Consider the following 12,936-nt stretch of genomic DNA (forward strand, 5'->3'; position numbering starts at 1 on the left):
GACATAACGACCGACCACCGGTAACCGATCAGAACAGGTAGCGCCACACATGACCGAGCAGCCCGCATGACCGAGCAGCCCGGCGGGGCGAGTATCGGCACACCGGACGTCGGCCTCTATCTGGACGACGAACGTGCCGTCGCCGCTGTGTCGCATCCCATTTCTCCCGGACCCTCGCTGCACCTGGCGTCGCTGCACTCCACCGTGCTCAACACTCACTCCGACGGCACCGTCTCCCTCGGTGACGCAACCGACGCCGATTCGGAGGCGTACACGCATTTTCTCGACTCCCTCGCCGACGGAGTCGGCGTCACCGGCAGCAAGGGCACCGTCCATCCCGCCGAGCAGCTGACGTCGATGGCCCTGTTGTGCCTGCTCACCGAGGTGGCATCGTCGATCCATCTGCAACCCGGCGACCTCGCCGCGGCCGCCACCTACCCGGCCCGCTGGACGGCCGAGCAGGTCTTCGCATTGCGCTCGGCGATGAATGCGCACGGCCTCGCGCACGTGTCGCTGGTGGCCGAAGCGGAGGCGCTCGCCGCGTGGAACGCATCGGTGCGAGCAACCCTGGAGAGCAGGGACACGGCCCTCGCCGCGGCGCGCGGAGCTGCCATTCTGGCCTCGGAATTCCCCGTCGACGCCGTCACCGAGCGCATTGCGGTACTCGCCCCGACCCGATCCGACCGTCGCCCACTGTTCGCGGCGGCGGCGTTCGCCTCGGCGTTGACCGTCGGCGCGGCCTTGTTCGCGCTGCAACTGGGAACCTCCACCCACACCACTGTGCCCACCATCGGTAACGCCCAGCTGACCCCGCCGACGACGTCTGCCGGGGCCGGAGCCGGTGGCCCGATCGATTTCCCCACCGTCGTCGTCGAGCCGGCAGCCGAGATCGCCCCCGTCGCTCCTCGTCCGCTGGAAACGACGGAACAGACGAGCCCGACCGAAACCACCGACAGTCCACGACGGGAACCGGACCCGACCGAGGTCGACACCCGCCCGGCGTTCGAAACACCCGAGAGCACAGACCGCGACGAACCGCGTGAGACCGTCGATCCGGTCGAACCCGAACCGGTGGTCCCGGTCGACGAACCGGGCGACGAGACCGACGAGACGACCGACCCGGATTCGGCCGAACTACAACCCGTGATCGAGTCACGCGACGCAACGACGGAGAGAACTCCATGAGCGGCGCGGGGCACCTCGGACTGACGGTCGGGAATACCAGGTCGGTGGCGGTACACCGCGTCCGCGCCGACGACGAGCCGACGGTCGTCGTGGTACCGACAACTCTGAGGTTCGACGAGGACGGCCGCGCACATCTCGGCGAACCCGCCGACACCGCGCCCTACACCCGGTTCGTGGACCTGGTCGGTCAGCAGGAGAACCTCGAACCCCACGCCGACGCCTACCGCGCCGAAGACCTGATGGCCAACGCGGCCAACTGCCTCGTCACGATGATGTCCGCGGCGGCCGAGTCCGTCGACAGACCCGTCACGACGATGACGTACCCGGCGCGGTGGCCACGCGAAAGCGTCGCCCTGCTGCGTGACGCCCTCGACCACACCGGCCTCGATTCGGTCGCGCTGGTGCCCGACGCGAAAGCCGCCAGTACCTTCGCGCAGCGCAACCCCGGCACGGCCGCAACGGTGATCGACATCGGGGCCACCGGTACCGACATCTCGACGTATCCCGGAGGCGGAACGGTTCGCACCACCGCCGTCAGCGGCGACGTGTTCACCGACGCACTGTTCGATCACGTGGTGACCGATCGCGAGCACATCGACCTGTCCGACGCCGCAGTGCTGGCCGCACTCTCCGGTGTCGTCGCCTCGTGCGAGGCAGCCAAACATGCGCTCAGCACCGACGAGCAGGCCACCATCTCGGTCGATCTGCCGGGCTTGTCGCAGACCACGACCGTGACGCGAGCCGAGTTCGCAGACCTGGTCGCGCCGTCGGTGCGCACCCTCGACGTGCCGCAGACCGGCACCGTTGTGCTCACCGGAGGCAGCGCCGCACTCGAGCCGGTGGCCGCAGAGATCGCCGAACGGACGTCGGGCCGGCTGGTCGTCGAGCCACTCGCCGCGCCCCGAGGCGCACTGCTGCTGGCCGAGGTCGACGACGTCGACGGCAACTCTCTCGTCACCGGTGCCGCACCGATCGTCACCCGCAACGACGGCACCGATTCGCTCGATACCGACGCCATTCCTGTTGTCCCGCCGGAGAAGTCCCTTGCCTTCTCCGAGGCCATGCCGGCGGTGGCCCCGATGTTCGAGCCCTCGGAGTTCCGGTCCCATCCGGTCGAACCCGCCGAGGAGAACGCGCCGAACACCGGTGCCGCGCCGGCGGCGGCCCCAGCAGTCGCGTCGTCCGAGGGCAAGAAGGAACGCAGCGAACGCTCACGCACCATCACCACCGTCGTTGCCGGTGCTGCGGCGGGTGTGGTGATCGTTCTGGCAATCGCGGCGGTCAGTGGCGTATTCGGCAGTTCGCCGGCTCCGACGCCCCCGGCCGTCACCGATGCGGGCTCGCCGGTCGTCACCTCCACCAGCGCGCCGTCGACCACAACCGTCACTCCCGCTCCAGCCGTCGTCGCGCCGGAGGTGGTCGACGAACCGACGTACGAGCCGTACATCCCGCCTCAACCCGCGCCGCTGCCTGCGCCGCCGCCCGCACCGATCCCCACGCCCCCGCCCGTGGTCACCACCACGGACCCGGTGCCCACCACGACCCCGGTGACAACCACCCCGGCCGCGACGACCACGACCCCGGCTACTACCACCACGACTCCGCCGACGACGACCCCGCCGGCATAGCGCTGAACTGCGTAAACACTGGTTGTACGACTGATGCCCTAAGGTGGGGCGCTGATACCAAGCACCCGATGAAGGGATTTCATGCGTAACACCGGGGCTCTGCGTACTGCAGTGCTGTGCTCGACGGCTTTCGTCCTGTTCGCTTCGTTCTCCGGAACAGCGTCCGCCGAGCCCGTCGTCCAATCTCCCGCCGATCAGCTTCCCGCAGAGCTCGTCGAGGCCGTGCAGCGCGATCTGAAGATCTCCCCGCAGGAGTATCTCGATCGAGCTGCTCGTGCGCAGGAACTGTCCGCCTACGCATCGGACTTCCGTGCCAGCCGCCCCGCCGATTTCGCCGGCGCATGGATCGGACCCGACGGCAACGCCGTCGTCGCCGTCACCTCCCCAGCCGCGGCGCAGGCAGTAGCCAAGGACGGATATGCCACCGCTCAGTCACCGGTGTCGGCGGACGGGCTGGAGAAGTCGCTGGCAGACCTCAACGGATGGATCGCCGGACTCCCCCGTGAGATCTCCGAGCAGATCAACGGAACGGCCATCGACTTCATCGACAACCAGGTCGTCATCGACCTGGTGAACAGCCCGATCGGTAGCGCGCTCAACCTCCCGACGTTGCTGGCCAATATCAAGGTCATCCTCTCCCCGGGCGGAAACAAGCCGGTCGACCCGACTCCCATGGGCGGCGACACATACGTCACCAGCACCGGGCCCATCGCCGACGCTCCGACCACCGACATCAGCATTTGTTCGTTCGGGTTCAACGCCGTCGACAAGTCCGGCGAAGCCGTCAATTTGACTGCCGGACACTGCAATCCGAACAAGGCCACCGGAGCCGGCGGCGCACCGGTGTACCTTCCCGATCCGTCGGACATCAAGCGCAGCACTCAGATCGGCTCGTTCGATCGGTCGAGCCTGGGCGCACAGGACGGCCTCGACTGGTCGGTGATCGCCCTGAACGACAGCGGCATTGCGTCCGGCCTCGACCGTCCCACCGTCCGCGGAGCAAACGGCAGCACCGTCACGATCACCGGAACCGCAGCACCCGTGATCGGAGCGCCGGTCTGCAAGTCCGGACAGTCGTCGTCGTTCACGTGTGGCGTTGTCGCAGCCGACCGCGTCGAGACGCAGCTCTACATGGAAGACGGCACCTCCCGCACGGTCCGCGGATTCGCCAGTACCGCGTGCACTCTGGCGGGCGACAGTGGCGGTGCCATCGTGACCGGAACACTCGCGCTCGGAATCACCAGCGGATCCAACAGCGGTGGCGCACCCGATTGCAACGAGGCGAACCTGGCATTGGCGCAGTACGGCGGCACCGCGAGCCTGGGCATTCCCATCGATCAGGTCGTCGACGCAACCGAATCCACCCTGCGAACCGAGTGAGCCGGTAGGTCGGCAGCTGCGCACCCCCTATAGTCGTACGGGGAGTGAACGGCATCACATCGCGGATGCCTTGGGGGAGGGGTATTCATGCGTCGCCGTGCGCTGGGGTTGTCGATGGTCGCTGTGTCGTGCCTGATCACGATGGCGGTGTCTGCTCCTGTCGCCACTGCCGCGCCCATGGTGAGCGCAGATCCGGTGCTGCCGCCCGAACTGGCCGACGCCGTTGCCCGTGATCTCGCGCTGAATCCGCAACAGTTCCTCGGCCGAGCCGACGCGGCTCGCCGATTGGCGGAGTTCGCTGCCGCGGTCGGTTCGGAGGCTGTCACGGGTACCTGGCTCGATGCGGACGGTCGGCCTGTCGTCGCGGTAGCGGACGGCCCCACCTACACCGCGGTGAGCGACGCTGCGTCGGCCAACGGGTTCGCAACAGTCGCCCCCGGGATAGAGATTCCGCAAGCAGTTCGAAGCGTCGTCGACCCACTACTCGAGCTGCTGCCCTTCGACCTCGCGCCCACTGCCGGTCCGATTCGTGCCAGTTCCTATCTCGGGGGAGACAGCTTCCTTGCCGGGACCCCAGCCGGCCTCGGTCTGCATTGCTCACTCGGATTCAACGCCGTCGACTCGACGCGAGGATCGGTCAACATCACTGCGGGCCATTGCAACCCGAGCGCAGCCGACACCGGTTCCGCAGTGTCGACGGGCGCATACCCGATGTACGGGAGCCTCGTCGGTTCGAAGTTCGGCTCGTTCTACCGAACCAATCAGTCGCACAACGATTACGCCCTGATCGACATCGACGACGCCAACGTCGGCGAATTCGAGAGCAATGCGGTGAGAGTGCCCGGCTCGGGACCGCTGAACGTCACCGGAACGGTGGATCCCATCGTGGGGGCGCCGGTCTGCAAGTCCGGTTCCAGAACCGGATTCAGTTGCGGCACAATCCTGTCCACGGGCCAGAACGTTGCCATCGGCGAAGCCGTCATGGACCGTAGCTTCTCTACCTCCATCTGCGCTCTCCGCGGCGACAGCGGTGGACCGATCGTCAGCGGCACCCTCGCCGTCGGCATCGCGAACGCATCGAATGTGGGCGATCAACCGTCCTGCGAAATCGCGACGGTGTTCAGCATGCTGCAGGGCCAGAGACCCGAACTGTTCGCCACACCCATCAACGACGTGTTGGCCGAGAACCCCGGATTGACGGTCCGCACGTCGTAGCCGACACGCGCTTCGAACGACGCAGGGCCCGCACTCTCGACGAGTGCGGGCCCTGCGTGAAGCTGAAGGCTACTTGGCCCACACAGTGGTGCCGGGTGCCGCATTCAGCGTGTTGATCAGGTCGATGCCTGCAACAACGAGAGTCGGTCCGCCGGCGACGATCGTGCCGACGACGCCACCGATGCCTGCACCGGTCACCACAGCCGGGATGACAGCGGGGCCGCCGATGATGCCGATGAGTCCCAGGCCCGCTCCGATGATGGTGCCGGTCAGTCCACCGACCGCGGTTGCGATTCCGAGCTGCGAGGAGAAGTTCTGCTGTGCCGCGAGGTTTTCCTCGGGCGATGCGACGGTCGTGGCACCGATGCTGCGCGAGTTCGCCGACGCCTTCGTGAAGTCGAGGTTCGGGATCAGGCGCAGGGTCTTGCCGCTGTCATCCACGTTCTGCTCGTACGGGAAGTTCAGTCCGCCCAGGTTGAACGAGAGCGGGAGGGTCAGGAGTGTCTTGTCAGCGGCGTCGAGGACGTCGACCGTCTTGCCGTCGTCGGCAACCTTGAAGACGCCTGCATCGATGGTGGTGACGATCGTGCGGTCTTCGAGATCGACGGTGTAATTGGTGTCGACAGCGGGAGCCTGCTCACTCGGAGCCTGTGCGTATGCGGTTCCGCTGGCCAGACCCATCGCCACTGCGACGAAGGCCGAGGTGACGACCAGTTTGCTGAATTTCATGTGGAATTCTGTTCCGTTTCTGTGATGTGCGCGCTCGACGGGACCAGGTCCTGCCGGGCTCAAAGCCACCCCGATGACCCTTTTGCGACGTTCGGTGCGAGCGAAGTGTAACGCAGAATCGGACCGGTCGTTGTCTTTCTGTCACTACTCCGTCACCTATCGGTTACTAACTGTCACAAATATTCTCGATATCCGCAGCACAAAAGCATGTTCGGCATCACAATGCCGCCGAAAACATCATTCGATCGGTTGAATTTCGGATAGCAGTCAGCCGAGCCCCACCTTCCTCAGGCCGGACCGGAGTCACGCATACGGCAGGTTAGGACTGCCTTCTCGACAGCACCCGGGAGGCCTACGCCTAACGTGACCTACGAGACAACCTACTGACGAGTTCCACCCGCCCGTCGGACGTCCCCGCTTCTGCACCCACCAGCATCGCTTGCCCTGATCGATGCTAAGTTACTCGTCAGTACGGTTACTTTGCTACCGACGAGTAACTTCGACCGTCATCCTGCTCGACGTACATCGAAAGGCCGCGACATGAATGCCGTGACTCTCTCCTTCGGCTTTGTAGGCGCTGTCATCAGCATTTACTGCTGGTACGTATTCATCCGCGGTGGATTGCGGATGTTCAACATCGTGCGGATCGGTCAGCCGGCACCCGATCGTTGGCGACCCGTCGTTCCTCGCTTCAAGCAGATGGTCGTCGAGTTCGTAGCCCACACCAAGATGGTCAAGTTCCGCACCGTCGGCTGGGCCCACTGGCTGGTCATGTGGGGTTTCCTCGGTGGCGCTGTGGTCGCAATGGAAGCGAACATCCAGACTTTCAATCCCGAGGGTCATTGGCCGATCTTCGGCGACTGGGCGATCTACCACCTGATGGACGAAATTCTCGGTATCGCCACCGTGGTCGGAATCATCGCTCTCATCGCGATTCGCCAGCTCAACCACCCGCGTAACCCCGACCGGCAGTCACGTTTCGCCGGATCGAATTTCAAGGCCGCTTACTTCGTCGAAGCGATCGTTCTCATCGAGGGCCTCGGCATGATCCTGGTCAAGGCAGGCAAGATCGCAACGTACGGGCACTCGAACCCGTACACCGACTTCTTCACGATGCAGGTGGCCAAGCTGCTACCTGCCAGCCCCGAGATGGTGTCGACGTTCGCATTCGTCAAGCTCATGTCCGCCATGGTCTGGGTCTACGTAGTCGGTAGCAGAATCAACTGGGGCGTCGCATGGCACCGCTTCACCGCATTCCCCAACATCTACTTCAAGCGCATGGACGACGGCACAGTAGCCCTCGGTCCCGCCAAGCCCATGATGTCCGGCGGCAAAGTCCTCGAAATGGAAGAGGCCGACCCCGACGTCGATGCGTTCGGTGCAGGACAGATCGAAGACTTCAGCTGGAAGGGCTGGCTCGACTTCACCACGTGCACCGAGTGCGGTCGCTGCCAGTCACAGTGCCCCGCATGGAACACCGGCAAGCCACTCTCCCCCAAACTGCTGATCATGTCGCTGCGCGACCACGGTCAGGCCAAAGCTCCGTACCTGCTGGCCGGCGGCAAGAAGGACATGGCCGGTGACGAGATCGGCCTCGTCGACGCGGAGGGCAATGTCGACCAGAAGAAGCTCGACGCAATTCCGCAGGCCGCTCGGGACGAGGCCGACCGCAAACTCGTCGCCGACGCCATCGAGGGCGGCATCATCGATCCCGAGGTGCTGTGGAGCTGCACCACATGTGGTGCCTGCGTCGAGCAGTGCCCGGTGGACATCGAGCACGTCGACCACATCATCGACATGCGCCGCTACCAGGTGCTCATCGAATCGGAGTTCCCGTCCGAGCTCGCAGGTCTGTTCAAGAACCTCGAGAACAAGGGCAACCCGTGGGGCCAGAACTCCAAGGACCGTCTCAACTGGATCAACGAGATGGATTTCGACATCCCGGTCTTCGGCCAGGACGCCGACTCGTTCCAGGACTACGAGTACCTCTTCTGGGTCGGCTGTGCCGGTGCCTACGAGGACCGCGCAAAGAAGACCACGAAGGCCGTCGCCGAGCTGCTCGCCACCGCAGGTGTGAAGTTCATGGTGCTCGGTGCCGATGAGACCTGCACCGGCGACTCCGCTCGCCGTGCGGGCAACGAGTTCCTGTTCCAGCAGCTCGCCATGCAGAACATCGAGACGCTGAACAACGTGTTCGACGGCGTCGAGCAGACCAAGCGCAAGATCGTCGTCACCTGCGCCCACTGCTTCAACGCGCTCGGCAACGAGTACCCGCAGGTCGGCGGCGACTACGACGTGGTGCACCACACGCAGCTGCTCAACCGCCTCGTGCGACAGAAGAAGCTGATCCCGGTGGCCTCGGTCAGCCAGGACATCACGTATCACGATCCGTGCTACCTCGGCCGTCACAACAAGGTGTACGACGCTCCGCGTGAGCTCATGGCCGCGTCTGGCTCCAACCTCAAGGAGATGCCGCGTCACGGTGAGCGGTCCATGTGCTGTGGTGCCGGTGGCGCTCGCATGTGGATGGAAGAGAATATCGGCAAGCGCATCAACATCGACCGGGTCGACGAGGCACTCGCCACCAACCCCAAGAAGATCGCCACAGGTTGCCCGTTCTGCCGCGTGATGCTCACCGACGGTGTCACTGCCCGGCAAGAAGGCGGCGCGCACGAGGGCGTCGAGGTTGTCGATGTCGCGCAGCTGATGCTCGAGTCGATCACCCGCGTCGAGTCCTCGGTGCTGGCCGAGAACATCAAGGTCATCCCGCGCGAGCGCACTCCCGAGGAGGAGCTGGCCACCGAGAACGCAGCCGAGGTCGAAGAGGCCGAGCGCATCGCGCCCGTCGAGGAGCCTGCCGAAGCGAAGTCCGCTCCGGCAGCTCCGGCTCCGAAGGCCGGCGGCGGACTGAAGATGAAGGGTCTGGCCAAGGCGCCAGGGGCGAAGACACCCGGTTCGGCTGCCAAGGCCGACACCGCCGAGCCCGACACTGCATCGGCTGCTCCCGCCGAAGCCGCTCCGAAGCCGAAGGGTCTCGGAATGGCCGGAGGCAAGGCACCCGGCGGCAAGGGTCTGCAGATGAAGGGCAAGGCTCCCGGCGCGAAGGCGTCGGCACCTGCACCTGCACCTGCACCTGCACCTGCACCTGCAGACGCTCCCGCGTCGTCCGACGCACCCGCCACAGCCGAAGCTTCCGAGTCGACCCCCACCGTCAAGCCCAAGGGCCTGGCCGTGAAGTCGGGATTCAAGAAGCCGGGAGCCAAGGCACCGGGCAAGCCCGTCGCGGCTGCACCGGCTGCCGAAGCTGCACCGGCTGCTACAGCTGCCCCGGAGACCTCGGGCGAATCCGCGGAATCGGGCGCTGCGGCAAGCGAATCCAAGCCGACCGTCCAGCCGAAGGGCCTGGCCGTGAAGTCCGGATTCAAGAAGCCTGGAGCCAAGACCGCGAGTGCCCCTGCGGCGAAAGCTCCGACTGCCGAGGCGCCTGCTGCTGAGGCATCGGCTTCCGAGGCACCAGCTGCTGAGGCCGCGACCTCGGAAGCACCCGCTGCCGCAGGGCCTGCTGCAACGAATTCCGCTGCAGCAGAATCCAAGCCGACCGTCCAGCCCAAGGGTCTGGCCGTGAAATCCGGCTTCAAGAAGCCAGGCGCGCGGACACCGGGTGCGGCCGCCGCTGCACCTGCCGCGCCGGAGAAGGCAGAGCCCCACAAGGCCGAGCCGACGCCGGAAGCCGAGGCACCGAAGGCAGAAGCAGCTGAAGCGTCGGCGACGGAAGCACCGGCCGCCGAGGCACCGAGGGCAGAGGCGTCGGACACCGAGTCCGATGCGACGTCCACCGGTTCGGATGATCGGACTCCACCCAAGCCGAAGGCCGGTGGACTCGGATTCGCTCCGGGGGCAAAGGTTCCGGGCCGCCGGAAGTAACGCCTCGACAGTCGCACAGCCGTCGAAAAACTGCACCCCCGCACTCGCGTGCGGGGGTGCAGTTGTCTGATCTGGTCCACAACCGTGATGAGGACCATGCTCGCCGAACCGCCGCGCTCTAGCGATTGGATCCGAAGCGGCGAGCCGCCAGCCTCTTCCGTCGATACAAGTCACCGTCTGCGTCCAAAAGCAGTTGGGCAAAAGTGTCCGGAACCGGTGGGCCGGTAGCTATTCCATAACCGATCGGAGTCGAACTTCTGCCGGCGAGCTCGGCGGCCAAATGCTCTGCATCAGCACCGATACCTCGCAGTACGGCGACGAATTCGCCTCTACTGATCCGCGCCAGCACCGCACTCGAAGGCAGGGCAGCACTCCAGACTTCGGTCAGCCGGCGAAGCGCACGATCACTCGTCACCTGTTCGTCGCCGGTGCCGGCGTGCTCGAGTTCGATCACGATAGCGGTGATCTGCTCGTCGCGCTCCTGTGCACGATCGATCAGCTCGGCTGCCGCGGCGACGGCACCGGTGCGATTCCACACCGAGGTCAGCGGGTCGCGTAGCACCCCGAAGAGAAGGGACGCCACGAGCGAGCCATAGATCTCGGCCGAGGCGAAAATGCATGCTGCCCAGAGGAAGTACCACAAGACCGGCGGGTTTGCAGGCGAGAGCGCCAGCACCAGGACGGCCGACAGTGCGATCGTCGCGCACACCAACCGTGCAGTGAATGCCACCGAGCACACACCGCGCACATACATAGCGATGAACATCAACGGGATCAGGGTCCACAGCAACGCAACCAGATGTTCGTGGAACAGGGCCGCACTCAACGGGGCACCGACAGCACACCCCAACGCGAAGGAATGCTGCCAAACCCGGACGCGACGCACAGACAGAGCGAATACTCCAGCTGCGCTCGCGCACATCGCAATCACGTCACCGGAGGCCGATAGCGAGTAGGAATCGAACACAACGGCTACGAACGTGGAACTGGCATAGAAGACGAACAGAACTGCAAGCAGTGGAAACAGAATGCGACGATAGCCGCTCACGAAGCTCTTGGCGCGCGTCTTGTTTCCGTATATGTTCGTCGTCCACTCCGGTCGAATACTCACAGTCACCAGTGTCCCAGCCGACTACAGAGTTCTCGCTCAGCGGCGGTATGACCCCATCGGCTTCACCCCCTAATTCACCCCGGCAGGGTGCGTTTCACCTTCGGGTTCACAACGATGTTGTCACTACGCAGTGATCTGTCACTGTTCAATAAGGGGTATGAGTTACTGGAGTGACAGAAGGGCCGAGCCTGATACCGCTACCCGCTCGCCGACGCGACGCCGCGGAGTTCTGGGTACCGCAGCCGTGGGAATTACGGTGGCCGTGACGGTAGTTTTCGGCGGCATTGCGCACGCTCAGAGCACCGACCTCGCAGCCGAAATAGACGTCGCCACCGATACCTTGAGGATCAATCTTGCGCCCGGAGAACCGTGGCCGAGTCCGAGTCTGTCGATCTTGTTCTCTCCCGGCATATCTGCAGGTGACGCGTCGAGCATCTGCCTCGACGCGTGGAACGTCGAAACGGTGGCCCTGACATCCCATGACCCCGACACCGGTACGAGCGAGAGCGATCTGGAATCCCAACGGTTCACGTGCCAAGTCGATGATGCCGCGCAGAACGACTCCCTGACCATGGAGGTACCTATCGTGGTCACGGAAGCTGCCGCGCTGCGACCGATGTCCGCCACGGTGGGCATCGAGTCCGCAGCGATGCTCCTGGAGACGACCGCGTTGCCCACCACCACTTCGGAATTCGTCGACGCGGTCTGCGACCCGAACGGGCTGACCGTGAACGGCTCCGAGGAGAAAGAAGCCAGTGACGCTCCGGCGAACGGGATTGTCGCCGGATACGTGGAACATGATCCAGCGAGCACGGCGCAGCCGGTACAACTCGTCGGGGTCGACTCATGCAACCAATGGATTTCACGCTCGGTGGCCCCCACCGGCGACGGAATGTTCTCCTTCTCAGGGCTTTTACCCGGCAAATACGCCCTCGGAATCCGGGGCTCGAAGCTGACCACCGCGGTTTCGTTGACCAGGGACCGTGCGCGCGTCTTCGGCATCACGCTGTGACGCCTCGGTAATCCCGTACGTTCCTCTGCCACAATCAGATTGTGAGTTCCGCCATGTCTGTCACCAACACCGATCTCCCGTTCGACATCCAACGCCGCGGGTACTCTCCCGACCAGGTGAAGGACTATCTTCATCGCTTGCACTTACGGTTCGAGCGAAACGTCGAGGCAATCGATCGTCAACAACAGCACATCGACAAGATCGAGGCCGAACTCGGCTCGGCCAGAAAGCAGTTGGCGTCGGTCAGCGAAGAACGCGATCGTGTCACAAGGAAATTCGGGGAAATGACGGCCGCGGCTGCTGAGCACCGCCGAGCAGCGGACGCCGCGCGTGAGGGACTCGCCGCCGCGTCGGCCGTAACACCGCCCGGGGAACAGATCAGTACGCGCCTGCAACAGATTCTGGCTCTCGCCGAGGAGGAAGCGAACCGAATCACCGAGGAGGCAGGCAATGCACTGCGCCTCGCCAACATCGAGGCAGACACGATCCGACGCGAAGCGGAGCAGGCCGCGACCGACGCACGAGCCGACGCGGAAGCCGATGTGCGCGAAATCTATTCGGACAGAAACGACATCATCACGGAACTTCTGAACACCAGCGAGCGTCTGCGTGAACTACTCGACCGAGCGGACATCCCCGATTTCGAGGAAGCCGTCGATTCCGTCGAAGCCCTGGATTCCGCGAAAGCCCTCGACTCCGGGAAAGACACGACACCCGACGAGGAGGACCGACCCGCTGGCGACTGACGCGTG

Annotated in this window: 9 protein-coding genes; 7 read left to right on the forward strand and 2 right to left on the reverse strand. The window is 64.7% G+C overall.

The window, feature by feature from the left end; genetic code table 11:
• The first annotated feature begins 66 nt into the window (after positions 1-66).
• The 4 genes from O4220_RS05015 to O4220_RS05030 all read left to right on the forward strand — a co-directional run bounded on the left by O4220_RS05015 (position 67) and on the right by O4220_RS05030 (position 5,408).
• Complete coding sequence (locus O4220_RS05015) at positions 67-1,185, forward strand: hypothetical protein (protein ID WP_269602539.1); 1,119 nt, start codon at positions 67-69, stop codon at positions 1,183-1,185.
• Positions 1,182-2,813 (forward strand): Hsp70 family protein, encoded by a 1,632-nt coding sequence (locus O4220_RS05020; protein ID WP_269602540.1) that lies wholly within the window; start codon positions 1,182-1,184, stop codon positions 2,811-2,813. The genes O4220_RS05015 and O4220_RS05020 overlap by 4 nt, the downstream gene beginning before the upstream one ends.
• Before the next feature lie 81 nt (positions 2,814-2,894).
• Positions 2,895-4,193 (forward strand): S1 family peptidase, encoded by a 1,299-nt coding sequence (locus tag O4220_RS05025; protein ID WP_269602541.1) that lies wholly within the window; start codon positions 2,895-2,897, stop codon positions 4,191-4,193.
• A gap of 87 nt (positions 4,194-4,280) precedes the next feature.
• The gene (locus O4220_RS05030) at positions 4,281-5,408 is read left to right on the forward strand and encodes a S1 family peptidase (RefSeq protein ID WP_269602542.1); all 1,128 of its coding nucleotides are present in this window, start codon (positions 4,281-4,283) and stop codon (positions 5,406-5,408) included.
• 69 nt (positions 5,409-5,477) lie between these two features.
• On the opposite strand, the gene O4220_RS05035 is transcribed toward O4220_RS05030, so the two are convergent.
• On the reverse strand, positions 5,478-6,137 hold the full coding sequence (locus tag O4220_RS05035) for an ammonium transporter (protein WP_269602543.1): 660 nt from the start codon (positions 6,135-6,137) through the stop codon (positions 5,478-5,480).
• Positions 6,138-6,677: 540 nt separating this feature from the next.
• Here O4220_RS05035 and O4220_RS05040 point away from each other — a divergent pair.
• Positions 6,678-10,061: a (Fe-S)-binding protein gene (locus tag O4220_RS05040; protein ID WP_269602544.1), complete on the forward strand. Its 3,384-nt coding sequence runs from the start codon at positions 6,678-6,680 to the stop codon at positions 10,059-10,061.
• Between the two features lie 118 nt (positions 10,062-10,179).
• On the opposite strand, the gene O4220_RS05045 is transcribed toward O4220_RS05040, so the two are convergent.
• Entirely contained in the window at positions 10,180-11,172 is a 993-nt protein-coding gene (locus tag O4220_RS05045; protein WP_269602546.1) for a diguanylate cyclase domain-containing protein, read from the reverse strand.
• A gap of 157 nt (positions 11,173-11,329) precedes the next feature.
• Between O4220_RS05045 and O4220_RS05050 the strand changes: the two genes are divergently transcribed.
• Together O4220_RS05050 and O4220_RS05055 are read left to right on the forward strand one after the other, a co-directional pair.
• Complete coding sequence (locus O4220_RS05050) at positions 11,330-12,184, forward strand: hypothetical protein (protein ID WP_269602547.1); 855 nt, start codon at positions 11,330-11,332, stop codon at positions 12,182-12,184.
• A gap of 41 nt (positions 12,185-12,225) precedes the next feature.
• The gene (locus tag O4220_RS05055) at positions 12,226-12,930 is read left to right on the forward strand and encodes a hypothetical protein (RefSeq protein ID WP_269602548.1); all 705 of its coding nucleotides are present in this window, start codon (positions 12,226-12,228) and stop codon (positions 12,928-12,930) included.
• Positions 12,931-12,936 lie beyond the last annotated feature (6 nt).

This window comes from Rhodococcus ruber, from assembly GCF_027270735.1.
GTDB lineage: Bacteria > Actinomycetota > Actinomycetes > Mycobacteriales > Mycobacteriaceae > Rhodococcoides > Rhodococcoides rubrum_A.

What these genes read in the sequence shown, in the direction of transcription:
- O4220_RS05015 (WP_269602539.1), top strand. Translation starts at nt 67, where the DNA reads ATGACCGAGCAGCCCGGCGGGGCGAGTATCGGCACACCGGACGTCGGC.
- O4220_RS05020 (WP_269602540.1), top strand. Translation starts at nt 1,182, where the DNA reads ATGAGCGGCGCGGGGCACCTCGGACTGACGGTCGGGAATACCAGGTCG.
- O4220_RS05025 (WP_269602541.1), top strand. Translation starts at nt 2,895, where the DNA reads ATGCGTAACACCGGGGCTCTGCGTACTGCAGTGCTGTGCTCGACGGCT.
- O4220_RS05030 (WP_269602542.1), top strand. Translation starts at nt 4,281, where the DNA reads ATGCGTCGCCGTGCGCTGGGGTTGTCGATGGTCGCTGTGTCGTGCCTG.
- O4220_RS05035 (WP_269602543.1), bottom strand. Translation starts at nt 6,137, where the DNA reads ATGAAATTCAGCAAACTGGTCGTCACCTCGGCCTTCGTCGCAGTGGCG.
- O4220_RS05040 (WP_269602544.1), top strand. Translation starts at nt 6,678, where the DNA reads ATGAATGCCGTGACTCTCTCCTTCGGCTTTGTAGGCGCTGTCATCAGC.
- O4220_RS05050 (WP_269602547.1), top strand. Translation starts at nt 11,330, where the DNA reads ATGAGTTACTGGAGTGACAGAAGGGCCGAGCCTGATACCGCTACCCGC.